The 23,704-nt window shown below is 62.3% G+C and carries 23 protein-coding genes; 14 read left to right on the top strand and 9 right to left on the bottom strand.

Annotation, left to right across the window (positions count from 1 at the left end; all coding sequences use genetic code 11):
• The first annotated feature begins 7 nt into the window (after window positions 1–7).
• From AC0IW7_RS01165 to AC0IW7_RS01155, 3 genes are read left to right on the top strand one after another with little or no spacing between them, the layout of a single operon-like run.
• Complete coding sequence (locus tag AC0IW7_RS01165) at window positions 8–280, top strand: DUF3649 domain-containing protein (protein ID WP_471815599.1); 273 nt, start codon at window positions 8–10, stop codon at window positions 278–280.
• Window positions 277–1,863, top strand: coding sequence for a PepSY-associated TM helix domain-containing protein (locus AC0IW7_RS01160; RefSeq protein ID WP_471815426.1), 1,587 nt, complete (start codon window positions 277–279; stop codon window positions 1,861–1,863). The genes AC0IW7_RS01165 and AC0IW7_RS01160 overlap by 4 nt, the downstream gene beginning before the upstream one ends.
• Window positions 1,863–2,186 carry a DUF3325 domain-containing protein gene (locus tag AC0IW7_RS01155; RefSeq protein ID WP_471815425.1) on the top strand — a complete coding sequence of 108 codons (324 nt, stop codon included), beginning with the start codon at window positions 1,863–1,865 and terminating at the stop codon, window positions 2,184–2,186. The genes AC0IW7_RS01160 and AC0IW7_RS01155 overlap by 1 nt, the downstream gene beginning before the upstream one ends.
• Before the next feature lie 125 nt (window positions 2,187–2,311).
• Here AC0IW7_RS01155 and AC0IW7_RS01150 read toward each other — a convergent pair whose 3' ends face one another.
• Entirely contained in the window at window positions 2,312–3,187 is an 876-nt protein-coding gene (locus tag AC0IW7_RS01150) for a helix-turn-helix domain-containing protein (RefSeq protein WP_471815424.1), read from the bottom strand.
• A gap of 147 nt (window positions 3,188–3,334) precedes the next feature.
• On the opposite strand from AC0IW7_RS01150, the gene AC0IW7_RS01145 reads away from it, so the two are divergent.
• The 4 genes from AC0IW7_RS01145 (at window position 3,335) to moaE (ending at window position 5,571) form a co-directional block, all read left to right on the top strand.
• Window positions 3,335–4,231, top strand: a complete 897-nt coding sequence (locus tag AC0IW7_RS01145; protein ID WP_471815423.1) for a DMT family transporter — start codon at window positions 3,335–3,337, stop codon at window positions 4,229–4,231.
• A 161-nt stretch (window positions 4,232–4,392) separates the two neighbouring features.
• On the top strand, window positions 4,393–4,869 hold the full coding sequence (moaC, locus tag AC0IW7_RS01140) for a cyclic pyranopterin monophosphate synthase MoaC (RefSeq protein WP_122452520.1): 477 nt from the start codon (window positions 4,393–4,395) through the stop codon (window positions 4,867–4,869).
• A complete protein-coding gene (locus AC0IW7_RS01135) occupies window positions 4,869–5,117 on the top strand; it encodes a MoaD/ThiS family protein (RefSeq protein ID WP_471815422.1) in 249 nt (82 codons plus the stop codon). Before moaC ends, AC0IW7_RS01135 begins: the two co-directional genes overlap by 1 nt.
• A gap of 1 nt (window position 5,118) precedes the next feature.
• Window positions 5,119–5,571 carry a molybdopterin synthase catalytic subunit MoaE gene (gene moaE / locus AC0IW7_RS01130; RefSeq protein ID WP_471815421.1) on the top strand — a complete coding sequence of 151 codons (453 nt, stop codon included), beginning with the start codon at window positions 5,119–5,121 and terminating at the stop codon, window positions 5,569–5,571.
• Between the two features lie 81 nt (window positions 5,572–5,652).
• On the opposite strand, the gene rhlB is transcribed toward moaE, so the two are convergent.
• Together rhlB and AC0IW7_RS01120 are read right to left on the bottom strand one after the other, a co-directional pair.
• A complete protein-coding gene (gene rhlB, locus AC0IW7_RS01125) occupies window positions 5,653–7,107 on the bottom strand; it encodes an ATP-dependent RNA helicase RhlB (protein WP_471815420.1) in 1,455 nt (484 codons plus the stop codon).
• A gap of 123 nt (window positions 7,108–7,230) precedes the next feature.
• Complete coding sequence (locus tag AC0IW7_RS01120; protein WP_471815419.1) at window positions 7,231–8,394, bottom strand: dipeptidase; 1,164 nt, start codon at window positions 8,392–8,394, stop codon at window positions 7,231–7,233.
• A gap of 308 nt (window positions 8,395–8,702) precedes the next feature.
• Here AC0IW7_RS01120 and AC0IW7_RS01115 point away from each other — a divergent pair, with 308 nt between their 5' ends.
• Window positions 8,703–8,987, top strand: a complete 285-nt coding sequence (locus AC0IW7_RS01115) for a hypothetical protein (RefSeq protein ID WP_471815418.1) — start codon at window positions 8,703–8,705, stop codon at window positions 8,985–8,987.
• Window positions 8,988–9,068: 81 nt separating this feature from the next.
• Here AC0IW7_RS01115 and AC0IW7_RS01110 read toward each other — a convergent pair whose 3' ends face one another.
• Window positions 9,069–10,232, bottom strand: a complete 1,164-nt coding sequence (locus tag AC0IW7_RS01110) for a 1-acyl-sn-glycerol-3-phosphate acyltransferase (RefSeq protein WP_471815417.1) — start codon at window positions 10,230–10,232, stop codon at window positions 9,069–9,071.
• Between the two features lie 162 nt (window positions 10,233–10,394).
• On the opposite strand from AC0IW7_RS01110, the gene AC0IW7_RS01105 reads away from it, so the two are divergent.
• Genes AC0IW7_RS01105 through AC0IW7_RS01095 form a run of 3 tightly spaced genes read left to right on the top strand, consistent with a single transcriptional unit; the run spans window position 10,395 to window position 11,486 of the window.
• Window positions 10,395–10,577: a CPXCG motif-containing cysteine-rich protein gene (locus AC0IW7_RS01105; RefSeq protein ID WP_122452527.1), complete on the top strand. Its 183-nt coding sequence runs from the start codon at window positions 10,395–10,397 to the stop codon at window positions 10,575–10,577.
• Window positions 10,577–10,840 carry a putative signal transducing protein gene (locus AC0IW7_RS01100; RefSeq protein WP_471815416.1) on the top strand — a complete coding sequence of 88 codons (264 nt, stop codon included), beginning with the start codon at window positions 10,577–10,579 and terminating at the stop codon, window positions 10,838–10,840. The genes AC0IW7_RS01105 and AC0IW7_RS01100 overlap by 1 nt, the downstream gene beginning before the upstream one ends.
• 28 nt (window positions 10,841–10,868) lie before the next feature.
• Entirely contained in the window at window positions 10,869–11,486 is a 618-nt protein-coding gene (locus tag AC0IW7_RS01095; RefSeq protein ID WP_471815415.1) for an SOS response-associated peptidase, read from the top strand.
• Here AC0IW7_RS01095 and AC0IW7_RS01090 read toward each other — a convergent pair.
• A complete protein-coding gene (locus AC0IW7_RS01090) occupies window positions 11,483–12,397 on the bottom strand; it encodes a LysR family transcriptional regulator (RefSeq protein WP_471815414.1) in 915 nt (304 codons plus the stop codon). The two genes, AC0IW7_RS01095 and AC0IW7_RS01090, sit on opposite strands and share 4 nt — an antisense overlap.
• Window positions 12,398–12,535: 138 nt before the next feature.
• On the opposite strand from AC0IW7_RS01090, the gene AC0IW7_RS01085 reads away from it, so the two are divergent.
• A complete protein-coding gene (locus AC0IW7_RS01085; RefSeq protein WP_471815413.1) occupies window positions 12,536–13,279 on the top strand; it encodes an SDR family oxidoreductase in 744 nt (247 codons plus the stop codon).
• Window positions 13,280–13,421: 142 nt separating this feature from the next.
• On the opposite strand, the gene yejK is transcribed toward AC0IW7_RS01085, so the two are convergent.
• The gene (yejK, locus tag AC0IW7_RS01080) at window positions 13,422–14,429 is read right to left on the bottom strand and encodes a nucleoid-associated protein YejK (protein WP_471815412.1); all 1,008 of its coding nucleotides are present in this window, start codon (window positions 14,427–14,429) and stop codon (window positions 13,422–13,424) included.
• A 186-nt stretch (window positions 14,430–14,615) separates the two neighbouring features.
• On the opposite strand from yejK, the gene AC0IW7_RS01075 reads away from it, so the two are divergent.
• The gene (locus AC0IW7_RS01075; protein WP_471815411.1) at window positions 14,616–19,580 is read left to right on the top strand and encodes a tetratricopeptide repeat protein; all 4,965 of its coding nucleotides are present in this window, start codon (window positions 14,616–14,618) and stop codon (window positions 19,578–19,580) included.
• Here AC0IW7_RS01075 and AC0IW7_RS01070 read toward each other — a convergent pair.
• Complete coding sequence (locus AC0IW7_RS01070) at window positions 19,577–20,926, bottom strand: TAXI family TRAP transporter solute-binding subunit (protein ID WP_471815410.1); 1,350 nt, start codon at window positions 20,924–20,926, stop codon at window positions 19,577–19,579. The two genes, AC0IW7_RS01075 and AC0IW7_RS01070, sit on opposite strands and share 4 nt — an antisense overlap.
• Window positions 20,927–21,057: 131 nt before the next feature.
• Window positions 21,058–22,317, bottom strand: coding sequence for an L-methionine/branched-chain amino acid transporter (yjeH, locus tag AC0IW7_RS01065; protein ID WP_471815409.1), 1,260 nt, complete (start codon window positions 22,315–22,317; stop codon window positions 21,058–21,060).
• Between the two features lie 130 nt (window positions 22,318–22,447).
• Between yjeH and AC0IW7_RS01060 the strand changes: the two genes are divergently transcribed.
• A complete protein-coding gene (locus AC0IW7_RS01060; RefSeq protein ID WP_122494141.1) occupies window positions 22,448–22,864 on the top strand; it encodes an Lrp/AsnC family transcriptional regulator in 417 nt (138 codons plus the stop codon).
• 69 nt (window positions 22,865–22,933) lie between these two features.
• Here the strand turns inward: AC0IW7_RS01060 and AC0IW7_RS01055 are convergent, their stop codons facing one another.
• Window positions 22,934–23,635 (bottom strand): HAD family hydrolase, encoded by a 702-nt coding sequence (locus tag AC0IW7_RS01055; protein ID WP_471815408.1) that lies wholly within the window; start codon window positions 23,633–23,635, stop codon window positions 22,934–22,936.
• Window positions 23,636–23,704: the final 69 nt, after the last annotated feature.

The raw sequence follows: 23,704 nt of genomic DNA, 5'->3' as shown, positions 1-23,704 counted from the left end.
TTCTCCGGTGCTGGCGACTACGTCGCGCATCATCGCGGCCATCTTCGCCGGCTATGGCCTGGCCTATGCCAGCACCATGTTCCTGACGGTGTACCTGCCGTTGGTGCGCAGCGACCGCGTGGTGTTCGCCAGCCTGGCGAGTTTTATCGTCTACGTGGCGGCCATTGTGTATGCCTTCGCCGCCCGGTCCGCCTCGCGGGCCTGGTTGGTGTTGGTGGGGCTGAGTCTGGTGTTAGCGGCAGCGGCGTTGGTCGCGGGTGATTTCGGAGCACGGCGATGAGTTCGGCAGAGAGCACGGTAAAAAACAAAAGTTTGCGTCAGGCCATGGCCGGCCTGCACACCTGGGGCGGGTTGCTGCCGTCCTGGTTGCTGTTCGTCATCTTGTTCGGCGGCAGCATTGCCTGCTTCGACAAAGAACTGGAAGTGTGGATGCGCCCGACATTGCACCCGGTCGGCGAAACGTCGCTGACGCTGGATCAGGTCAGCGCCTGGGTGCAGAAACAAGCACCCAAACCGCCGCACGCCATCTGGATGCGTCCGCCCGACGAGCGCCAACCATACTGGTACGCCGGCTACGAGCCGCAAAACGAGCTGGAGCCGTTTGTTAGCTTCACCCTCGATCCGCAAACCGGCGAGGTGCTGCCCAAAACCCTGGGCGGCAACTTCTGGTTCACCCTGCATTACAACCTCTTCGGCGGCATGCTCGGCATGTACATCGTCGCCATTGCCGGCATGTTTATGCTGGTGGCGCTGGTCAGCGGCATCATCATTCACCGGCGCATTTTCAAAGATTTCTTCACCCTGCGTCCCGACGCCAACGGCCAGCGCGCCTGGCTCGACGCACACAACCTGTTCGGCGTGGTCGGCCTGCCGTTCCACCTGCTGATCGCCTACACCGGCCTGGCAATCTTCGTCACCTTCTATATGCCGGCAGGCTTGAAGGTGGGCTACAAAGGCGACATCGAAAAGATGTTCTCCGAAGTGCAGGGCCAGTTCGGCCGCGAAGAACTCAAACGTAAAACCGACCACGCCGCGTCCATCGACAAGCTGGTGCTGGACGCCAAGCGTCGCTGGGCCGCGAGTGGCGAAGGCGGTACCGAAACCGGTTGGATCAGCGTGCACCACCCCGGCGACAAAGCCGCTGTGGTGGACATTCGCCGCTACGACCGCTCTCGAGTAGTCGACTTCCAGTGGATCATGTCGTACGACGCCACTACCGGCGCCTTCTTGCACGAACAGAAACCCTACAAACCCGGCTACACCGCTTACGCCTGGCTGACCAACGTGCACATGGCGCAATTCGGCGGCGCCATTGTTCGCTGGCTGTACCTGGGGCTGGGCCTGATGGGCTGCGCCATGGTGGCCGGCGGGTTACAGGTGTGGCTGCGCAAGCGCGAAGCCAAAGGCGGCTGGGGCGTGGGCTTCGTGCGGGCCATGAACGGCGCGGTGCTCGGCGGCTTGCCGATTGCCAGCCTCGGTCTGCTGTATGGCAACCGGCTGATTCCGAACACCGTCAACCTGCGCGACCACTGGGAGGCATACACCTTTATTGGCGTGTGGATCGCAGTCGCCCTATGGGCCATCGCGCGCCGCAACAGTGGCCGGGTAGGGCGCGACCTGTTTGCCGTGGGCGCGGTGTTGGCCGTGGGGCTGCCGGCGCTGGACGTACTCACCGGCCAGCCGGGCGCCCTGAGCGCCGCCATCGCGCGCGGTGACTGGCGCGTGCCCGGCATCGACCTGGCGATTTTTGCCGTTGGCCTGCTGTGCGCGAAATTGGCGTGGTGGCCGCGCGTGGCCAAAGAAGCGCCGGTGAAGGTCCGCGCGAAACGGGAACGCCGTGAGCTGGCAGAGGAGAGCGTCTGATGTTGTTTTTTGCTTTCGGCCTTAACTATCTGGGCATGACAGCTCTGTGCCTGGCCATGTCGCGCCACCACAAAGCGCTGCTCAACAGCGCGCCGTCCACCGCCCGCACCTACGGTTTACGCGCGGTCGGCGCGTTGTTGCTGGCGCTGGGCATGGCCTTGAACATCATCGAACTGACCGCCGACATGGGCATCATCACCGGGCTGTTGCAGCTGATGCTGGCCGGGCTGAGCGTCGGCTTGCTGATGGCGTGGCGCAGCGGCTGGGTGCTGCCGCTGAGTGGGATTTTGCCGCTGAGCGGGTTGATCGCGTTGTTGGCCTGAACAGCGGCTTTAAACCAACCCACCGTCATCCTGGCGAACGCGGGGATCCAGGCTTTGCCGGCCACCGAAGATACCTGCAGCACTCTGGATTCCCGCCTGCGCGGGAATGACAGTTTTTTGTTCGGTTACGCTTTCAACGCCGCCCGATACTCCCCAGGCGTTGCCCCCAAGGCACTGCGAAACCGATTACTAAAATGACTGGCACTGGCAAACCCACACGCCAGCGCCACATCCCCCAGCGGCAGAGCAGTGTCTTTCAACAACTGCTGAGCCCGCACCAGACGCCGCGCCAATAGATAACGGTGCGGCGGCACGCCAAAGCTTTCCCGGAACATGCGCGCAAAGTGGTATTCCGACAGCGCCGCCAGCGTGGCCAGTTGGCCCAGACTAATGGGTTCGCTCAGGTGCGCTTCGATGTACTCGCCCAGCACGCGGCGCAACGCCGGCGCCAGTCCGCCCTTAAGCCGCAGGTTTTGCCGCTGGCCCACCTGGTTGAGTAGGGCATGGCTGATCATTTCGTGCGCCAGGCTGCTGGTCAGCAAACGCTCGCCGGGCTCATTCCAGTTCAGCGACGTGAGTTGGTGGAAGCGTTGGGCTTGCAGCGGGTCGTCGACAAAGGTGCCTTCGCGCAATTCCACTTCCCGTGGCTCGCGGTCCAGCAGGCTGATGGCGCTCAGGGCGAAGCGTTCGGGGCTGATATACAGGTGCGCCAGGCGGATGTCGCCGTTTATGACCCAGGAAGAATCGTGGCCCACCGGCATGATGCACAACTTGCCCGGCGCGCCTTTTTCGCCCGGTTTTTCGCGGCGAAACGTACCGGTGCCGCCGGCCAGGTAGCACGACAAGGTGTGGTGACTCGGGCCTTCGTACTCGCGGGCGTCGTGGTGGTTGCTCCACATGGCGGCGCTCAAGCCGTCGCCCAATTCGGCGCAATGCTCCAGCTGCGCATTGGGCGAGCTGTTGAGCGCTTGGAACACCTGAATGTGAGAAAGCTGCGACATGGCACGGGGCGCTGACGGGTGGCGATGACGGCTATGGTAACGCCCGCGCACGTGGCTGCCAGCCGCCGCCGGTAAATAAGCGCAAGTTTGTGCAAGCGCGCAAAACCTGGGCTGAGCAGACTGCCGGCATTGCTCAGGAGCTTTGCCATGAACCTCTCGTTGTACCTGCTTACCGTGCTGATCTGGGGCACCACCTGGATCGCCATCAAGCTGCAAGTCGGCAGCGTTGCCATCCCACTGTCTATCGCCTATCGCTTCGGCTTGGCGGCGCTGGTGCTGTTTGCCGTGCTGCTGCTCAGCCGTCGCCTGCAACCGCTCAACCGCCGCGCGCAATGGCTGTGTCTGGCCCAAGGCTTGTGCCTGTTCTGCGTGAACTTCATGTGCTTCTACACCGCCAGCCAGTGGATTCCGAGCGGGCTGATCGCCGTGGTGTTTTCCACCGCCACGCTGTGGAACGCCATTAATGCGCGGGTGTTTTTCGGCCAACGCATCGCCCTCAACGTCATGACCGGCGGCGCGCTGGGGCTGGCCGGGCTGGCGTTGCTGTTCTGGCCTGAGCTGGCCGGCCATGAAGCCAGCCGCGAAACCCTGATCGGCCTGGCGTTGGCGCTGTTCGGCACGCTGTGTTTTTCCGCCGGCAACATGCTCTCCAGCCTGCAACAAAAAGCCGGCTTCAAACCGCTGACCACCAATGCCTGGGGCATGCTTTATGGCGCGCTGATTCTGAGCGGCTATTGCCTGGTAACCGGAACGCCGCTGAGTTTTGACGCGAGCGCGCAGTACGTGTGGTCGCTGCTGTACCTGGCGATTCCGGGTTCGGTGATTGGCTTCACCGCGTACCTGACCCTGGTCGGGCGCATGGGGCCGGACCGGGCGGCGTACTGCACGGTGCTGTTTCCAGTGGTGGCGCTGAACATCTCGGCGTTTGTTGAGGGTTACCAATGGAGCGCACCGGCATTGATGGGGCTGGTGTTGGTGATGGTGGGGAATGTGTTGGTGTTCAGGAAGGCGAAGCCGGTTGTGGGGGTGGCGTTGGCGCGGTGAAGGGCCTCTAGACGGTGTAAATCGGCAACTCGCGATTGGATTCCCCTCGCCCGCTTGCGGGAGAGGGGCTAGGGGAGAGGGGCCGTTGATCTTGTTCGACCGGCCATTGACCCAATTCTGACCCACGGGTTTAATTCCCGCTCTTCCAACGGAGCACGCCTGTGTTAACCCATCTCGACTCCCAAGGCCGCGCCAATATGGTCGACGTCACCGACAAAGCGGTGACCTTCCGTGAAGCCGTGGCCGAAGCTTACGTGCGCATGCAGCCGCAAACGCTGCAACTGATCCAGTCTGGCGGCCACCCAAAAGGCGACGTGTTTGCCGTCGCGCGCATTGCCGGTATTCAAGCGGCGAAGAAAACCAGCGACCTCATTCCCCTGTGCCATCCGCTGATGCTCACCGGCGTCAAAGTCGAGCTGAACGCCGAGGGCGAAGACCGCGTGCATATTCAGGCGCGGTGCAAACTGTCCGGCCAGACTGGCGTGGAAATGGAAGCCCTGACCGCCGCCAGCGTTGCCGCGCTGACGCTGTATGACATGTGCAAGGCCGTGGATCGCGGCATGGTGATCGAGTCGGTGCGCCTGCTGGAAAAACTCGGCGGCAAGAGCGGCCATTTCAAGGCCGACGAGGTGCAGTGATGATCCGCGTGCAGTATTTCGCCCGTTACCGCGAGGCCGTCGGCATCGACGGCGAGCAAATCAACAACACAAGCGCGTTCGCTACCCTCGACGCCTTGCGCCTGCACCTGCTGGCCCGTGGCGGCGTATGGCAGGTGCTCGGCGAGCAGAACCTGATGTGCGCCCGCAACCAGGAACTGTGCAGCCTCGACGAGCCACTGGCAGACGGCGATGAAGTGGCGTTTTTCCCCACCGTGACCGGAGGCTGACATGGCCATTCGCGTACAAGCTGCCGCCTTCGACCCGGGCCTGGAACTCAACGCCATGCACGCCGCCAATGCGGGCGTGGGGGCGGTGGTGAGTTTTGTTGGCTACGTACGCGACTTCAACGATGGCCGTGAGGTGTCCGGCATGTTCCTCGAACATTTTCCCGGCATGACCGAAAAAGCCCTCGGCAAAATCGCCGACGAAGCGGGCCAGCGCTGGCCGCTTTTAAAGGTTGAAGTGCTGCACCGCATTGGCCGACTGGAACCGGGCGAGCCCATCGTATTCGTCGCCACCAGCAGCGCCCATCGCCAGGCCGCGTTCGAGGCCTGCGCTTTCATCATGGACTACCTGAAAACCCGCGCCCCGTTCTGGAAACAGGAAGACACCCCCGAAGGGCCGCGTTGGGTTGAAGGCAAGTGCAGCGATAAGGATGCGGCGCAGCGGTGGGAGAAGTGACGGAGGTTTTGTTGGAAGATTTCCGTCAATCATAAAAAAGCCCGTCACAGAGACGGGCTTTTTCGTGAAACCACCAGCGCTTCAGTGCTTACGCGGCACCGGCACCAACAACTCGGTCGGCGGTGTCTCGCAGTTGATCTTGCGACCCAGCAATTCTTCAATCGCCGGCAACTGATACGAGTCGTCTTCCCCGGCAAAGCTGATCGACACGCCACTGGCGCCCGCGCGGCCGGTGCGGCCGATGCGGTGTACGTAGTCATCCGGCATTTCCGGCAGGGTGAAGTTGATGACGTGGCTGATGCCGTCGATGTGAATGCCGCGACCGGCCACATCGGTGGCGACCATCACGCGAATCTTGCCTTCGCGGAAGCCTTCCAGGGTTTTGATGCGTTTGTGCTGCGGCACGTCGCCAGACATTTGCGCGGCGCTCACGCCATCGCGAATCAGGCGTTCTTCAATGCGCCGTACTTCATCCTTACGGTTGGCGAACACCATCACCCGTTCCCAGTTGTTTTGGGTGATGAGGTTATACAGCAGCTTGTATTTGTCGCTGCCGGCGACGGCGTAGATGTGTTGCTCCACGGTGTCGCTGGCGACGTTTTCCGGCTCGATTTCAACAATGGCCGGGGTGGTGGTCCATTGCTTGGCGAGGTTCATTACGTCTTCGGTGAAGGTCGCGGAGAACAGCAGCGTCTGACGCTCGTTCTTCGGCGGCGTCTGGCGAATGATCTGGCGAACCTGCGGAATAAAGCCCATGTCGAGCATGCGGTCGGCTTCGTCGAGCACCATCACTTCGACCATATCCAGGTGCACTTCACCGCGCTGAGCGAAGTCGAGCAAGCGACCCGGTGTGGCCACCAGAATGTCGCAGTAACGCGATTCGAGTTGCTTGAGCTGCTTGTCGAAATCCATGCCACCGACAAACGACATCACGTTGAGGCCGGTGTACTTGGTCAGCGCCACGGCGTCTTTGGCGATTTGCACCACCAGTTCACGCGTCGGGGCGATGATCAGCGCACGCGGCTCGCCCATGTAGCGCTCTTTCGGCGCCGGCGTTTGCTGCAGCTGGGTGATGATCGAAATCAGAAACGCGGCGGTTTTGCCGGTGCCGGTTTGCGCGCGGCCGATGGCGTCCTGGCCTTTGAGCGTGTAACCGAGCACTTCGGCCTGAATCGGCGTGCAGTACGGGAAGCCCAGGTCATGGATGGCGTGCATCAGCTCGGGCGACAGGGCGAAGTCGTGGAAGCGGGTTTTGCCGGCTTGCGGCTCGACGGCGAAGTCTTCCAGGGTCCAGGTGCTGACCACCGGCGCAGGACGGGCGCGGCGTGGTTTTTCAGTTGGCGTGGCGGGCGCGCTAGGCGCTGGAGCGGCATCGGTGCGCTCGGTTTTCGCTGCGCGTGGCGGCCGCGGCTGGCTGGTGTTGGCCTGGCGGGGGCCGTCTACGGCAGGAGAGGGCGCGGAAGAGGGGGCGGCAGGAACAGACGTCGGCTGCTCGCCTTCGCCTTTGCCAAACATTTTCTTGAGTGCTTTGAGCACGGGAATCTCTTCAATTGGTTAAGGAATGAACGCCCGCCAGTGTAAAGCAATAAGCCGGTGCGGCGAAATGTTGCACGCAACCGGCTAAATACCTGCTAGCGACAGACGCTCAGGCCATTCACCTCACGCTTCTGGCAGGGTTTTCAGCAATAGACGCTGCACGTTGCCGCCCATGATTGCGGCCACGTCGTCGGCGCTGAAGCCAGCCTTGAGCAGGCCCTCGGTCAGTTGTGCCAGGCCGGTGCTGTCGAACGGCGCGTGAATCGTGCCGTTGAAGTCCGAGCCCAAGGCCACGTGCTCCACGCCGACTTTGTCTGCGGTGTAGCGAATGGCTTTGACGATGGCCGGCACGCTGGTTTCGCACACCGCCGTTTCCCAGAAACCGATGCCGATCACACCGCCCGTGGCGGCAATTTTCTGAATATGGGCGTCGCTGAGGTTGCGCGTGCCGGGGCAAGTGCCTTCAACGCCAGTGTGGGAGACCAGTACCGGGCGAGTGGCCATGGCGAGTACGTCATCAATCAATGGCCGCGAGGCGTGGGCCAGGTCGATGAGCATGCCTTTCTGCTCTAAACGCGTAATCACCTGACGGCCCAGCGGGGTGAGGCCGCCTTTGTCCCAGCCGTGGGCCGAGCCGCCCACTTCATTGTCGAAAAAGTGCGTGAGGCCGGCGATGCGGAAGTCGGCGTCGTACAGGCGGTCGACGTTTTCCAGCTTGCCTTCGATCACCTGCAAGCCCTCGGTGGCCATGATGCCGGCGACGCGGTGCGGGTCTTTTTTCCAGGCTTCTATAAAGGAAGCCAGGCCGCTGCGGGTGCGAATGACCACCAGCTTGCCTTCGCTGCCCGCCGCCGCTTCGTTGAGCTTCTGGCTTTGGTACAGCGCGCGTTGCAACAGGCTTTTCCAAGTCGAGGTCGGCCAGCGCTGGGCCATGACCAGCAAGGTGATGTCGTCGCTGTCGCTGCCGTTCTTTTCGTAATTGAGGTTGTGCGGGGTTTTGGTAACGGTGGAGAACACCTGCAAGGCCACGCCGCCTTCGATCAGACGCGGCAGGTCGGAATGTCCGTAGCTCACGCGCTTGAGCAGGTCGTGCTGCCAGAGCAGCTCGTCGTTGTGCAGGTCGGCGATAAACAGGGTTTTGTGCAGGGTTTCGGCTTGTTCGTTGGCGGGGTAGGGCGCCGGGTTTTCCACGCTGTTGAGCGTGCGGTCCAGGTACGTTGGCAGGCTGAAGAAAACCCCAAAACCAATGACCAGCAGAACCAGTACCACAATCGATAATTTGCGCATGGGGTGCTTCCGAGCTTTGTAATTGTGGGCGCGACTCTAGCAAATCGCGAACAAGGGATGGGGTTGGCCCCTGTCCCCTAAACGCAGCGGCGATTAACAAATTTAGCCGCGTGTCGGTGCTCAAGCTCCCTCTCCCGCCAGCGGGAGAGGGCTGGGGTGAGGGCCAGCCGTTACGCCATCTCGGCATTCGTCGGAAACCCAAGCAGCGTCATAAGCCTGGAGTAGAATCCGCCGCCGTAGCGCCCCGAATCCGGTCGGCGCACGGTTAGCCAGGGCCTTTCGAAGTGGCCCTGAAGGTGAGGTTGTTGATGTCGCTGCAAACGCTGTTTTCCCTCGCGTTGTCCCACCCCGCTCAATCGATTAACGCGCTGGCCCTGTTCTTCGCCGTCGCCGGTAGTTGGCTGTTGATCGCCACCCATATTCGTCAGCGCCGTGCGGTGAGTGGTCTGGTGGCCGATGCAGACATTGCCGAGAGCGCCGAATTGGCCGCGCTCGATATTTCCACCCAACAGCTCAATCGTTTTTTCACCGGTTTTGGTTATGCGTGTCTGGGTATCGCGTTGGCGGTGTCTTGGTTTAGTACGCAGGTTTGATTGATTCAAATACCGGCCACAAACACAAAAAAGGCGGCACCCGAATAACCGGGGCCGCCTTTTTTATTGCTTGCCTGAACCCTACAACGGCAACCCAGCCTTGATGCGGTACTGATTGCGCACCGGCGTGGCGTATTGCACCACCAGGTAAGGCCGCTGCTCGGCAGGGCAGCTGTCCAGGCGCTTTTGCCATTCGGTTTGCGCCGCCGCCAGTTCCTCGGCAGGAAACAACTCGGTGGCATCCGGCACCTGCAACGTCGGGTCGCGATCAGCCCATTGCGCATACGCCAGGTAGTGCGCTGGGAACAGGCGGTAGCCGCTGAGAATCTGCCGGTCCATTTCCATTGCCAACTGCTTGGCGTCCTCGAAGCCTTCGGTTACCGGCGGTGCGAAGTTCAAATGCACGCGGCCTTTGTAGCCGGTGATGCCCTGGCCGATGCTCTTGTCATCTTCCCCGGCCGCCTTTTCGTAGCTGCCAGTGCTGGCGCGGATGTACAGCTCGCGCGCTTTGGCCTGGTCGCATGGGTCGTACTCGTAGCTGATGGACACCGGCACCAGATTCAGCCCAGCAATCACCTCGGCGAACGGCTCGTCTTTGCGGCTCATGTGGAACATCTTGAGGATGGCCGAATCGGTACGGTCGTCGCCGTCTTTGGCACGGCCTTCGGCCTGGGCGATCCAGATGGACTCACCGTCGTTACGAATCGAATGGTTGATGTACGCCGACAACAACTGAAACGCCGCCAGCTTCTCGCGGCGGCCGGTGATTGAACGGTGCACGATAAAGCTCTTGTTCAAACGCATCAGGTCGCTGACAAACGGCTTTTGCAGCAGGTTGTCGCCGATGGCAATGCGCGGCGTCGGCAGGCCGGCGTGGTAGACAGCGTAATTGACGAAGGCTGGGTCCATCACGATGTCGCGGTGGTTGGCCAAAAACAGGTAGGCGTTGCCAGCTTTCAAGTGCTCCAGGCCGCTGTACGTCACGCCATCGGTGGCGTGCTCAATGCTGCGGTCGACGTACACCTCAACCTTGTCCTGCAACGCGGCTACCGAATTGATCGAGGCAAACTGCGAGCGCAGGCGGTGGGCGATCAGTGGCTTGAGCAGCCAAGAAAAGTGGCGAGATAAACGCGGAAAACGGAAGTGGGTAATGATCTGCAAAAACGCAGGGTCTGCCAGCAGGCGCGCCAAAACGGCAGGGACCTCGGCGTCAGCGTACGGTCGGATGGCATCGAATTCGCCCATCATGCTCTCTTGTTCTGGGAGTGGAATGGCACTGTGGGTGCGTGGTCAGCAATAGACCGGCGATTATACAGACAAGTCACAGCCCGACTTGCGCCTTATATTGAGCGAAACGGCAGCGCCCGCAGTCTGACTGTTAACACCTCAACGTAAGAGGCTTTGCCCATGCTCGAAACCCAGTTCTACGACTGCCCATACTGCGGCGAGCCCGCTGAGGCCGTGCTCGACCTGTCTGGCGGCGATCAGCAGTACATTGAAGATTGCCCGGTGTGCTGCCGGCCCATTGTGTTTGATTTGCGTACCGATGGGGACGGCTGGGAGTTGGATGTTCGCGCGGAGAACGACTGATGCAACGCATATACGAGCCGCAAGATTTGCTGGAGGCCGAAGTGCTTACGCGCATGTTGGCCAGCGAGGGCGTTGAAGCCCACGTCACCGGCGGCCACCTGCTCGGCGCCGCCGGTGAGCTGCCGGCGTTGGGTTTGCTCGGTCTGATGGTGGCCAATCAGCAGGCCGAGCACGCGCGCAGCCTGATCGCCGCGTACAATGCCGCGCTGCCGTTGCCGGGTGAAGAACCGCCTGAAGACCCGCACGGCGTGCTGCTCTGTTGATTCCTTCTTTTTGTGAGCCCGTTGCCTGATGTGTGGACGCTACGCCCTGTTTCGTTGGACGCCCGCGCTGGCGGCAATTCCTGGCTTTCCCGCCGCGCAACAGCCGGGCTGGAACATCGCCCCGGCCAGCCAGGTGCTGATGCTGCGTCAGGTAGAAGGTGAACGGCACGCCGCCCTGGCGCGCTGGGGCCTGACGCCGCCGTGGCTCACTGACCTGTCGAAAACCCCCGCCCACGCCCGCGCCGAAACCCTGGCCGAACAGCCGATGTTTCGCGATGCCTTTCGCCTGCGGCGCGCCCTGCTGCCGGCCAATGGTTTTTACGAATGGCGCGGCACGGTGCGCAAGCGGCCGTACTGGATTACCCGCGAAGAATCGCCGCTTTATTTCGCGGCGGTGTGGGAGGCGTTTCCGGTGGAAGGGCACACGTACCTGAGCGTGGCGGTAGTGACGCAGCCGGCCAATGGCCTGCGCCGACCGCTGATTCTCGATGCCCGAGGCCAGGACGTCTGGCTGGCCGAGGATGCGCCACTGCCGGCGCTGCAGGAATTGTTGTGCCAGCCCAACCCGGTGTTGCGCGAGCGGGCGCTGGCGCACTTTGTGAACGACCCGAAACTCAATGCGCCGGAGTGCCTGACGCCGGCTTAAGGTTGCTCGGGGAACAGGTTTTTATCGCTGAACTGCGCGAGCAAATGGTCGAACACCAGCCGCACCCGAGGCGACACCGGCCCTCGCTGCGGCCGGTAGATAAACAAATCCCAAGGGCTCGGCGCCAGCGCATCCAGCACGCTGACCAGCGCCCCGCTGCGCAGATGCGGCACAGCTAAATAGCTGGGTATTTGTGCATAGGCCAGGCCGGCCAACACCACTTCCAACTCCGCCTCCGGGTCGTCGCTGATAAACGCGGCGGGCTCGGGGAAAAGCTGCTCGTTATCGGCAAACATCCACGGCCAGGGTCTGCCGCTGCGGCGGTCGATCAGCGCGCTCAGCGGTTGTTGTTGCAACTGCTCAAGGGTCAGCGGTTCGCCGCTAATGGCCAGCAGCGCTGGGCTGGCGACCACATGCAGCGGCACTTTGGCCATTGGCCGGGCGATGTAACGACGGTCGCGGATCATGCCGACGCGAATGCCGATATCGATTTGCCCGGCCACGGCGTCGGTCATTTCGTCCTCCAGGCGCAATTCCACCTGCAACCCAGGATGCTCGCGCAGCAACGGCACCAAGAGTTGCACCAGAAAACGTCGGCCGATGGCGTGGGGCGCGGTAATGCCAACCCGGCCGCTAAGGGCGACCGCCTGGCTGCGGGTGTTGCGTTGAAACAACTCGTCCACGCTTTCCAGTGTTTGCTGCGCCTGCGCGGCCACCCGCTGGCCGAACGCGGTGATCTGCACCTGGCGCGTACTGCGATGAAACAGGATTTCGCCGAACTGCTGCTCCAACTCCTGGATCGCCCGCGTCACGCTTTGCGGCGAAATACTCAGGCGCGTGGCCGCCTCGCGAAAGCTTCCGGCTTCGGCGGCGGCGCACAGTATTTTCAGCAGTTCCATGCGGTTGAGCATTGGCGGGCGCCTTGTCTGATTGTTCCATAATTAGGAATAGCTAAATCCTAACTGTTCCATTTTCAGTTGCAAGCCTGCTCTCCATACTCGCCTTCAACCGGAGCCAACTACCTGGCCCGACACCTTGAGGATTGCAGCATGAGCACGAACATTTCTGGAAAAGTAGTGGTGATCACCGGCGCCAGCAGCGGTTTGGGTGAAGCGACAGCCCGTCATCTGTCGGCCCTCGGCGCCTCGGTGGTGCTCGGCGCGCGCCGCAAAGACCGGCTCGACACACTGGTCAGCGAGCTGACCGCTGCCGGCGGCAAGGCCGTGGCCTACACCACCGATGTCACCAACCGCGCCGAAGTCGAAGCGCTGCTGCAAGGCGCCGTCGACACCTTTGGCCGGGTAGACGTGCTGATCAACAACGCCGGTTTGATGTCCATCGCGCCGATGAGCGAAGTGAAAGTGGACGAGTGGGACCGCATGATCGACATCAACATCAAAGGTCTGCTCTACGGCATCGCCGCCGCCTTGCCGCGCTTCCAGGAGCAGAACAGCGGCCACTTCATCAATGTCGCTTCGATCGCCGGGCACAAAGTGTTCAGCCCGGGCGGCACCGTTTACAGCGGCACCAAGTTCGCCGTGCGCGCCATCAGCGACGGCTTGCGCCATGAAGTGGGCGGGGCGATTCGCACCACCGTTATTTCGCCGGGCGCAGTGGACACCGAGCTGAAACACGGCAGCTCGCACAAGGCCAGCAGCGACACCGTCAATGAGTTCTACAAAATGGCCATTCCGGCGGACTCGGTCGCGCGGGCGATTGCCTTCGCCATTGAACAGCCGGCGGATGTGGATGTGAGCGATATCTTGCTGCGCCCCACCGTGCAGGACTTCTGAGGTCGATCGGCTGCGCGTCGGCCGGGCGGCGTTGAAACGAGGTTTTCAATGCTCATGGGCACCAGCCCACTGCGCTTGAAAACCCCGTTTCGCCTTGCCCGGCTCTAGCTCGCTCGATCTCCTGCAAACGATGAACGTCCGGTCAGTCCTTGCGCCGCTTGAGCTGATCCATCAATTGCGTAGGCAAGTTGCGGATGGTCAGGGTGCCTTGTTCTTCGTTGTAGTCGATGTTCGAGCCGAGCAAGTGCGCTTCAAAGCTGATCGACAACCCCTCGGCCCGGCCGGTGAAACGGCGGAATTGGCTGAGGGTGCGTTTGTCGGCGGGAATCTCCGGCGACAGGCCGTAGTCTTTGTTGCGGATATGGTCGTAGAAGGCTTTTGGCCGTTCTTCGTCCAGCAGGCCCGACAATTCCTGCAGCGTCATCGGCTCGCCGATTTTGGCTTGGCTGGTGGCGTAGTCCACCAGGGTGTCGGTCTTGGCGCGGGCCTGCTCTTCGGGCAGGTCTTCGCTTTCCACGAAGTCACTGAAGGCTTTGAGCAGGGTGCGCGTTTCGCTCGGCGAGTCGACGCCTTCCTGGCAGCCGATAAAGTCGCGGAAGTATTCCGACACCTTCTTGCCGTTCTTGCCTTTGATAAACGAGATGTACTGCTTGGACTGCTTGTTGTTCTGCCATTCCGACAGGTTGATGCGCGCCGCCAGGTGCAGTTGACCGAGGTCCAGGTGCTTGGCCGGGGTCACGTCCAGCGCGGCGTTTACCGCCACGCCTTCACTGTGGTGAAGCAGGGCGATGGCCAGGTAATCGGTCATGCCTTGCTGGTAGTGAGCAAACAACACGTGCCCGCCGGTGGAGAGGTTCGACTCTTCCATCAGCTTTTGCAGGTGCTCCACGGCCTGACGGCTGAAGGCGGTGAAATCCTGATTGCCGGCGTGGTACTCCTGCAACCAGCCACTGAACGGAAACGCCCCTGACTCCGCCTGGAAAAAGCCCCACGCTTTGCCCTGCTTGGCGTTATAGCTTTCGTTGAGGTCGGCCAACATGTTTTCGATGGCTTGCGACTCGGCCAGCTCGCTGTCGCGGGCATGCAGCACGGCTGGGGTGCCGTCGGGTTTCTTTTCGATCAGGTGGACGATGCAGTGGCGGATGGGCATGGGATTACCTTTGAAGCGAATTCGGGTAGCAGCGCAGAAGCCGCCAGAATTGCTCTGGCCAGACCCGCGTGCACGTGGCGCGAAGTGTACCTGAGCTAGTGCGCCGAAGGGCACGGCGGCGAGCTTGTGGACGGTCATCCTGACTGGCTAAAGTAGCGGCTTTATTGCTGGCCACGGACGGTGTCGATGCACTCTTCAAGCACTTTTGCGCCCCAGATGGAGAGCGCTGCAACCGCGCAAAACCTTGCTCACATCGAAGCGATGGTGGAGCGAGGCCTGTTTGCTCAGGCTCACAGCCTGGCGCAATCGCTGGGGGACTACCGCCAATGGCGCGGCCCGGTTGCCATGGCGCTGGCGTCGCGGTTGGTCAACCAACTGGGCGTACCGCGTCTGGCCGATGTGCTGGCCTACCTTGGCTACAAACGCTATCCGCTGGCACCTGAGTCGCGGCTGCGCTATGCCTATTTTCTGCTGGCGCGGCGAGGGCCGTATCGGGCCTGGCAGTTTATGCGCCAGCTCGCCGAGTGGTGGCCCGAACACGCCACGCACCGTGCCGAGTGGCTGGCGTTTCAATCACGGGTCTACGCCCAGCTTCGCGACTTCTCCCGCAGCGCCGAGTTGCACGCCCAGGTGCAAGCCTGTGCGGTGGACGATCCGTGGCTGGACGTACAGCGCAGCTACAGCCTCGAGCGCGAAGATCGTTTTCACGAAGCGCTGGAACTCTGCGAAGCGGCGTTGTTGCGCCATCCCGACCATCACCATGCGCTGTTGCAGGCGGCCGATTTGCAATTTCAGCTAAACCAGGACGAACAGGCCCTGGCTCGCCTGCGGGCGGCTGCAGCGCGCATGGAAAGTTCGGCGATGTGCGGGCAACTGGCCGAACAGTTGCTGGAGCGTCAGCACCTGGATGAAGCGTGGGAGTGGTTTGACCGCTCCCAGCAATGGGCGCTGTTGGCCGATAAAAACGGGGGGCACTGGTACGCCGGTCGGCGCTGCGACATCGCCTGTCTTCGCGGCGACTACGAAGCGGCTGCGGGCTACGCCGAAGCGGCCGGCGGCGGCTTCTATCAGGCGATACGCGAACGCCTGGCCGCGCCGCAGGGGCAGCGCAAGGTGCTGCCGGTCACGTTTATTCGTCAACACCACATGACCTGCGCCCCGGCCACGTTGACCGCGCTGTCGGGCTACTGGGGCCGCGCCGTGTCGCACCTCGACGTTGCAGAGGCTATCTGCTACGACGGCACCAGCCATTTAGCTGAGCGCACCTGGGCGCAGAACAACCAGTGGCTGACCGTGGAATTCACCGTCGACTGGCCGACCAGCGTGGCGCTAATTGACCGCGGCGTGCCCTTCACGCTCACCGTTCAGTACACCGGCAGCGGGCACCTTCAGGCCGTGGTGGGCTACGACGAACCGCGCGGCTCGCTGCTGATTCGTGATCCGGCGCAGTCACAATTTGCCGAGTACCTGGCCGAGCCGCTGTTTATCAATCAGGCGGTGGCGGGGCCGCGCGGCATGTTGATGCTGCCGATGGACGAAGCGGCGCGAATCGACGGCGTGCACCTGCCCGACCGCGAGCTATGGGACATCTATTACCGGTTCAACGCCGCCTTGCAAAACCACCAGCGTGCCGACGCCGTGGCGTGTGTCGACGAGCTGCTGGCCTTTGCCCCGGACCATCGCTTGACCTTGCAGGCCCAGCGCGCGCTGTACGGCTACGACGGTCGCGAGCAGCAAACCCTGGAGGCGGTGGAAAAGCTGCTGGAGCGTTTCCCCGCCGACTCCAACCTGATTTTGTCGAAAACGTCGTCCCTGGCAGTGCTGCAGCCGCGCGATGTACAACTGGCGTGGTTGCAATCACACGGCCAGGAACGCTGGAGCGATCCGCTGATTACCCTGCGCTACGCCGACTTGCTGAGCGCGGACGAGCGCATGAACGCGCAGGTGCAACTGCTGGTGGAGCGCGCGTTGCGCCAATCGCCTTTCGAGCCGCACGGCTGGCGAATACTGGCCGGTCAACGTTGGAGCGAAGGGCTGCGCGAGCAAGCGTGCGAGTTGTACCGCATTGCCAGTTGCCTGAACGGCACCCTGGAAAGCTTCGCCGGCGAATACTTCCGTGCCATGCGCTGCGTCGGGCGGGTGGATGAAGGCCTGCTATTTCTACGTCAGCGTCAGGCGCGGCTGGGGCGACTGGACGCAGGCCCGAGCCTGACCCTCAGCGAGTTCCTCGAAGAACTGGAAATGAACCACGAAGCCCGCGCCGCCCTGGAGCAGGCGCAGCAATGGCGACCGCAAGACGTCGATGTGCTGCTGAGTCTGGCGAGCTTTTGCAGCCGCCACGGCGACCATGAGCAGGCGCTGGCCTGGCTGCAGCAGGCCGAACCCTACAGCCGCCGCAGCAGTTGGTTGCGCGCCTCGGTACTGTGCAGCCAGCGCAGCAATGGTGATCTCAACCAGGCACTGGTCTGGTGTCAGGAAGCGGCTGCACTGGAACCGCTGAATATGGTGTCGCACCGCATGCTGGTGCGCCTGTTGGTGCTTACGGAAGGCGATGAAGCGGCGGACGCTTATGTTCAAGGGCTGATAGCCGAGCACCCACACCATTACGGCATCGCCGAATTACATGTGCAGCGCGCTCAGCGTATTTCCCTTTCCCACGCTGAGGCAGCGTTGCGGCGCTTGCTTGAGCACCACCCGCAAGACGCGTGGGCATTGCGCGAACTGGCTGTTGTGCTAACCCGCCAGGGCCGACCTGACGAGGCATTGACCCTGTGCGAACTTGCGAAGCGCTTCAACTCCAACACGCCCGCGCTCTACCAAACCCTGGCCTATGTGTTGCTGCAACATGGCCAGCGTGAGCAAGCGCGCGACGCACTGCGCACCGCTCTGCGTCTGAGCGTCGACAGCGACTACGCCATCGGTGTGCTGCTCGACACCCGCGACAGCCGAGAAGAAGCCCAGCAAGACCTGGCGTTTATTCACAGTGAACTGGCGCGCCAGATTACCTTCGGTGCCGGCTGGATGGCTTACGCCGAGCAGGCGCAAGGCCTGATTGAGCCGGAACAACTGCTCGAACAATTGAGCGACGCGTTGCATCACCGCTCCGATCTCTGGCAGCTGTGGGTGGTGTTGGCGCGCCAACATGGACGCATGGGCCAGCCGGAAAAAGCCGGCAGCGTGTTGCAAAGTGCCATCGAGCGCTTCCCGTTCCTGCCCCGTTTGTCACTGGAAAAAGCCGACCTGCAAAAACAACAGGGTCAGCTCGAAGACAGCCTCGTCACCTTGCGTGAAAGTTTCCGCATCAGTCCCCATTGGACGGCCACCGTCAGCCTCTACGTGGATTGCCTGCTGGAGCTGGGCGGGCGGTTGCCGGAGGCCGAAACCCTGCTGCGCGATGTGCTCAAACGCGAGCCTGACGACAGCGAGCTGCGCGCCTACCTGGCCTATGTGCTGGGCGAGCAGGAAATTTATGTGTACGCCGCCGATGAGGCCGAACGCGTGTTACGCGACGAGCCCGGCAACGGCTGGGCCTGGAACCAATTGCGCCGTTACTGCGAAGCGCTGAAAGAACCCCAGCGGCCACTGCAACTGGCGCAGGAATTGGTTCAGCGGCGCAGTGCCGATGTTGACGCCTGGCTAGCCCTGGCGATTCTTGAAGCAGACGCTGAAGCCAAAGAGCGGGCGCTGCGTGAAGCGCTGCGCTACTCGCCGCGTCATCGCCAAGGCAACGAACGCCTGCTCAACCTGCTGCTGCAAGCCAAACGCTATGACGAGCTGCATGCGCTGCTCGCCGCACCGGTTTGGGGTGGTTCTGTGCCGGTGGAGTTGGCGGTTTTCGGCCCGCGCGCGCTGTATGAAGCGGAGCAGGTAGACACGGCAATTGCCGGTATGCGCCAGCTCGTCGAGCTGCACCCAACGTACCGCGACGGCTGGGAAGAGTTAGCCAAGTGGTACGACGCTCAGGAGCGTTATGCCGACTACCTCACCGCGGCTCAGCAGTTAGTGCGCATCGAACCCAAGTCGGCTGTCAGCTACGGTTACCTCGGGCACGCATTGTTGGTTAGCGGGCGTGACGAAGAGGCGCTGCCCATGTTTGAAAAGGCCTTCGCGCTGGACCCCGAGTACGCATTCGCCGGCTACCGCGAAGTCGACCTGAAATTGAAATTGCGCTCGCCGGTCGAAGCGCTGGAAACGGTGCAGCGCTTGCTACAGTCCTGCCCGTCGCCGGAGGCGTGGACGCTGGGCCTGAAAGTGGCGCGGGCCGCCAACGATTTGCCGTTGAAGGAACGTGCGCTGCTGGCGCTGGCTACGGAGGGTGAGGCGCAAAACGCCTGGAAACAGGCGATGAGCGATTATCCCTGGAAAGACAAAGTGCTCGCCCGCCAGCTCGAAGTGGGCGTCGAACAGGGCACCTTGCACGAGGCGGCGTACGATACCTGGTTCCGGGCGCAGGAACGTAAATGGGGGCTTGAACCGCTGGTCAAGGCGTTCAAAAAAGCCCTGCGCAACGACCCGAACCATGCGGCGAAAGCCGCCATGCTCACGCTGCTGGCAGACCGGCAGAACTGCAACCGCCAACTGAGCCTGGCGCTGGACGCGGCGCGTCCGGCCATTGCTACGGATGGTGCGCTGTGGGGCACGCTGACCTATGCGCTGATGCGCCACGGTCGCTACGAAACCATGTTCGCCTGGCTAAGCGATTGGCAGCGCGACGACGTGCCGGTGTGGGGCATCGACAACGTGGCCACGGCACTGCGAATTCGCGGTCGCCACAAGAGCGCCCATGCCGTGTCGTTGCGTTCACACGAACGTGAACCGGACGGCGTAGACGCCATGGTCTGGCTGGCATTCGATGCGGCAGTGGCAGCAGAGCATGATGCGCTGGCCCATTGGCTACAGAGCATCGGCGACGCCACGCTGCGCCCGTACTTCAGCGCGGTGTGGCACCTGCTTAAAGGCTATGCCAAGGCCGTGGAGGGCAACGATAGCCAGTTGGCCGTCTGGTATTTTCGGGCCGGCAAGGCCCTGGCCAAGCGCGAGCGTCATCCGCCGTTCAAACACCTATTGCGGCTGCTGAGCAAACGCCTGGTCAATGGCGCGATGACGCCTTCCTGGCGGCGTCCGGCGCGCTATCTGCAGCTGCGCTTTTAAACGCCGTTCGCCGGCGCGTGTTCGGCAACGAGCGCGCGTCGCCGCTGCAAGGCCTGAAGGCGCTCAATCATGTAGCGCAAATGCATGTGCAGCTCATACAGCTCGTTGGAGTAAGACAGCGGCACCTCGACGCGCGCCAGTTCGTCTTCCAGTTGCTCGAGCCGGGCGATCTCGGCGCTGAGGTCGCTGGGCAGTTTGCCTTTGTAAAGCAACTGGTCGATTTCGCGCAGGTGTTTGTACCAGCGGTAAATGCGCGCGCGAATGCGCCATTGGTAAATCGGGCCGATGGCTTTGAATAACGGGAACAGCAACACCAGCAGCGGAATCGCCAGAATGATGTAGCGGTCGGCCAGGGACGCGATGCGAAACGGCAAGTAGCGCTGCAGAATCGGCAGGCCTTTTTTGTAGTAATAGTCGGCCTCGTCCAACGTGCGCAGCGACAACGGCGGCGGTGCCGGATAGCTGCCGGCCGGGTCGAGCAGGCTGCCGTTTTTCAACACGGTTTTCGCCGCTTCAAGAATCAGCGCAGTGAGCGAGGGGTGGAAGTTTTCGCCGCTCACCAGCGTGGCCATGGGACCGAGGGTGACGATGTCGTGATCGGGCGTGTTCTGCGCCATGTCGAGCATGCCTTCGCCGACTTGCAGCTCGGTGAGGTACGGCAGCCGCGCGAGGTAAGCGGCCGTGCGACGCAGGCTTACCAGTTGCAACGTAGGGTCGGCTGCCAGGCGCTGGATCAACGCGTTCTCTGCCGGACCGACGAAAAACGCGGCGTCCAGTTCACCGGCGATCAACGCATCCGCCGCCTTGCCGCCGCCCAGCGCTTGCCAGGTGCTGGGGTATTGCGCGGGTTCGATACGGTTGGCGGCAAACAGCGCGCCCGTTACCGCTTGGGTGCCGCTGTCTTGCGCACCGATGGCCACGCGTAGGGTCATCAAGTCGGCGAGGCGGTCGAAGCGGGCATTTTTGCCGAGGAACAGCCACAGCGGCTCGCGGTACATGACACCCAGGCCGCTGAGCTTGTTTCGCTCGTCTGTGGCAATGCTGACTTCCTGGCCGCTTTGCACCAACGCCAGCTCAACCTCGCCTTTGGCGAGCTTGTTGAGGTTGTCTTGCGAGCCTTGGCTTTGCACCAGCTCCAAGGTGAAGCCTTGCTTCTCCAGCTCGGCTTTGAGTTTTTCCGCGAAGGCGTGATAACCGCCGCCCACGGCGCCAGTGGCCATGCGCGCGTGCATCGGCGGGGGCGGGGCGACGAAATAGAAGAGGGCGCCAACCAGCGCTGCCACCACCGGCACAATCCACAGGTTGGTGAGCAGCATGATCTTGAGGTCTCGCAACATCCTACGCATTGCACATCCTTAGCGGCGCTCGACAATGCATAGAGCGTAACCGCGAAGAGCTGTTTTTGCTTGCCGGGATCCGCACATCAAGACCTTCTGGCATCGCTACGTAGGAGCGAGCTCGCTCGCGAAGCTTCGTCCTAATGTGCGATAGAAGTGGTGCGCCGAAAACGCACCAGGTCCATCGCCGCCAACACCAGCAACAGGCCCACCGCGTACCAGGCGTCATTGCCCAAGGCGACCATCACCAACGTGCAGAGCAATGCGCTGAACGCTGCTACCCAGCGCCAAACGCCTTTGAGCAGCACCCACCCCGCCGCCATGCTGAACAGATAAATCAGCACGAAGTTACCGTTGGCGTAGCGAATCAGTTGGTCCACCGACACATCCAGCAGCGCCGTCAAGCTGGCGCACACCGCGCAACTGATCACTACCAGTAACAGCGCGCGGGCCGGCACGCCGTGTTGGTTGCGTTGCGCCAGTGGACGCGGCAGCTTGCCCTCATCGGCCAGGCTCCAGATCAACCGCGCGAAGCCCTGCACATACACATTCATTGAGGCGAAACAGGCCAGGTAGCCGATCAATGCGCTCAGCCAGCGCGCCTTGGCGCCGAACAGTTGGTCCAACATGCGCGGCAAGGAGGCGGCGTCGGTGGTGACGTCGCCGTACGCATGGAAGCTCAGCACCGCCAGCGAACAGGCCCAATACACCAGGCCCGCGAGCAGCACGCCCAGCAGCAAGGCGAGGGGGAAATCGCGGTGCGGGTGTTTAAATTCCTCGCCCATGTGAGTGAACGCTTCGATGCCCACGAAGCACCAGAACATCACGCCCAACGCGGCCGGCATCAGGTGCCACGAACCGTTCAACTCAGGCAGCAGCGGTTGATTGGCGTGGGGCAAATCGCCGGCCCACCAAATCAGTGCGACCGTGGCGATAATCGCCAGCGCGATCACGCCTTGCACCATGCCCGAGGCTTTCGCCGGGCGTTGTCCGAGCAGCAGCATGGCGCCCAGCGTTGCCAACTGAATCGCCAGCGCCTGGCCACGGCCCATATCGAACAGCGCCTGGAAAAACCCGGTGGAAATGTTCAGCGCTGCGGGCAAGCCGACCGGCAGCGCCGCGAGAAACAACAACGCACTGACGCGCTCGGATCGCGGCCCGAAGGCGCGACCGATCAAATGCGGTGCGCCGCCCGCGTGGGGAAAGTTTCGCCCTAATTGCGCAAAGGTAAACGCCACCGGCAACACCAAGGCAATCAGCAGCACCCACGCCCATAGCGAGGCGCCGCCTGCCGCAGTGGCGGCCAACGCCGGCACCACGAAAATGCCCGTGCCGAGCAGTGAAGTACTCAGCAGGCCGATGCCCTGCAACAGGCTTAGTTCTTGGTTCAAGCGACTCATGGGGTATGCTCTGCGGTCCGTCGTTGCCCATGGTAAGCCGCGCGTTATTTAAGCGGTTTAGACAGACTGTCGGCATTGCCCGGCAAACTGGCGGAAGTCACCGTCAACCTGCTTTTAGCGCGAGATTCCCGTGGACAAATTCGATCAACAGATCGTCGCCCTGCTACGTGCCGACGCCCGCCTGGCCGTGAGCCAGATCGCCCGCGAAGTAAACCTGTCGCGCTCCGCCGTGAGCGAGCGGGTGCGCCACCTCGAACAAACCGGCGTCATCCAGGGCTACCACGCCCGCATCGGCGAACCGCAGAGCGCGATCAAAGCGTTTCTGGAACTGTTCTACGAAGGCGGCCCGTGCGAAAGCTACGTTGAACGCCTGCGCGCATTCAGCGAAGTGCGACGTTGCAACGGCATCAGCGGCGAGACCGACATGCTGGTCTACATCGAAGCGCCGTCCATGCAACGGCTGGCAGAAGTGCGCGGGGAAATTGAAAAATTTCCCGGCATGCGCAAGGTGAAAACCCATGTGGTGGTTAAGGCGTGGGAGTTTTAACCCCGTACCATCGCTTGTAAGGGCAACCCTGAAGTGGCCGCCGGCTAGCTTCCGGATTCGCAACTGGCTCTACACCAACACCCTTTTCGGCGGCTCGCGGCGCAGGCGTTCGACCAGTGCCGGCAGTTCATCCATGTGTTTTATCAGGTGCTCTACGCCCAATTCGCGCAGGGTTTCGCCGTGTTCGGGGGGAATGTGGCTGGCGCCGAGAAAGCCGATCACGCGCATGCCGGCGGTCAGCGCGGCGGTAACGCCGGTGCTGCTGTCTTCCACGACCAGGCAGCGCTCGGGCGGCACGCCGTTGGTTTTCGCGGCGAACAGGTAAACGTCTGGCGCCGGTTTGGGGCGGGGCACTTGTTCGGCGGCGAAGATGCCGCTGTCGACGCGTTCGGTCAGTTCGCAGCGGTGCAGGGAGCGGACGATGCCGTCGAGGTTGCTGTTGGACGCCACGGCCAACGGCAGATCGATGCTCATGTAGGCGTCGCGCGCGCCCGGAATAGGCTGTGCCAGTTCGTGTATGCGCGAGGCGGTGCCGTGTTGCAGGTCGCGGATAAAGCTGGCGGGCAATTCGATGCCGAAGTGCGCTTGCACCCGCGCCAAAATATCGCGCCCTTGCAGGCCGAATGTGCCATGCAGCACCACATCCAGTTCGTGGCGTGGAACCAACGTGGCCAAGGCGTCACGCAGGATGCGTTCGGCGACGATTTCGCTGTCGATCAGTACGCCATCGCAATCGCTGATCAACAAGTCGATGTAGCTGGCTGTCGTCATGGGAATCAAGCTCCAGAGCGCTGCGACCACAGCGCGGTGTGATTTGCCAAGGGGGGCGCTTTGATTCAA

It is taken from the genome of Pseudomonas sp. AC229, from assembly GCF_979254655.1.
This window is presented reverse-complemented; position numbering and strand designations above follow the sequence as displayed.

Excerpts from the sequence above, each read along its gene's own strand:
- AC0IW7_RS01135 (WP_471815422.1), top strand. The coding sequence starts at position 4,869 with ATGATCCGCGTGCAGTATTTCGCCCGTTACCGCGAGGCCGTCGGCATC.
- AC0IW7_RS01160 (WP_471815426.1), top strand. The coding sequence starts at position 277 with ATGAGTTCGGCAGAGAGCACGGTAAAAAACAAAAGTTTGCGTCAGGCC.
- AC0IW7_RS01070 (WP_471815410.1), bottom strand. The coding sequence starts at position 20,926 with ATGCGTAGGATGTTGCGAGACCTCAAGATCATGCTGCTCACCAACCTG.
- AC0IW7_RS01110 (WP_471815417.1), bottom strand. The coding sequence starts at position 10,232 with ATGGGCGAATTCGATGCCATCCGACCGTACGCTGACGCCGAGGTCCCT.
- AC0IW7_RS01155 (WP_471815425.1), top strand. The coding sequence starts at position 1,863 with ATGTTGTTTTTTGCTTTCGGCCTTAACTATCTGGGCATGACAGCTCTG.
- AC0IW7_RS01095 (WP_471815415.1), top strand. The coding sequence starts at position 10,869 with ATGTGTGGACGCTACGCCCTGTTTCGTTGGACGCCCGCGCTGGCGGCA.
- yejK (WP_471815412.1), bottom strand. The coding sequence starts at position 14,429 with ATGCCCATCCGCCACTGCATCGTCCACCTGATCGAAAAGAAACCCGAC.
- AC0IW7_RS01100 (WP_471815416.1), top strand. The coding sequence starts at position 10,577 with ATGCAACGCATATACGAGCCGCAAGATTTGCTGGAGGCCGAAGTGCTT.
- AC0IW7_RS01145 (WP_471815423.1), top strand. The coding sequence starts at position 3,335 with ATGAACCTCTCGTTGTACCTGCTTACCGTGCTGATCTGGGGCACCACC.
- AC0IW7_RS01115 (WP_471815418.1), top strand. The coding sequence starts at position 8,703 with ATGTCGCTGCAAACGCTGTTTTCCCTCGCGTTGTCCCACCCCGCTCAA.
- AC0IW7_RS01085 (WP_471815413.1), top strand. The coding sequence starts at position 12,536 with ATGAGCACGAACATTTCTGGAAAAGTAGTGGTGATCACCGGCGCCAGC.
- AC0IW7_RS01075 (WP_471815411.1), top strand. The coding sequence starts at position 14,616 with ATGCACTCTTCAAGCACTTTTGCGCCCCAGATGGAGAGCGCTGCAACC.
- AC0IW7_RS01120 (WP_471815419.1), bottom strand. The coding sequence starts at position 8,394 with ATGCGCAAATTATCGATTGTGGTACTGGTTCTGCTGGTCATTGGTTTT.
- AC0IW7_RS01090 (WP_471815414.1), bottom strand. The coding sequence starts at position 12,397 with ATGCTCAACCGCATGGAACTGCTGAAAATACTGTGCGCCGCCGCCGAA.
- yjeH (WP_471815409.1), bottom strand. The coding sequence starts at position 22,317 with ATGAGTCGCTTGAACCAAGAACTAAGCCTGTTGCAGGGCATCGGCCTG.
- AC0IW7_RS01055 (WP_471815408.1), bottom strand. The coding sequence starts at position 23,635 with ATGACGACAGCCAGCTACATCGACTTGTTGATCAGCGATTGCGATGGC.
- moaE (WP_471815421.1), top strand. The coding sequence starts at position 5,119 with ATGGCCATTCGCGTACAAGCTGCCGCCTTCGACCCGGGCCTGGAACTC.
- AC0IW7_RS01150 (WP_471815424.1), bottom strand. The coding sequence starts at position 3,187 with ATGTCGCAGCTTTCTCACATTCAGGTGTTCCAAGCGCTCAACAGCTCG.
- AC0IW7_RS01105 (WP_122452527.1), top strand. The coding sequence starts at position 10,395 with ATGCTCGAAACCCAGTTCTACGACTGCCCATACTGCGGCGAGCCCGCT.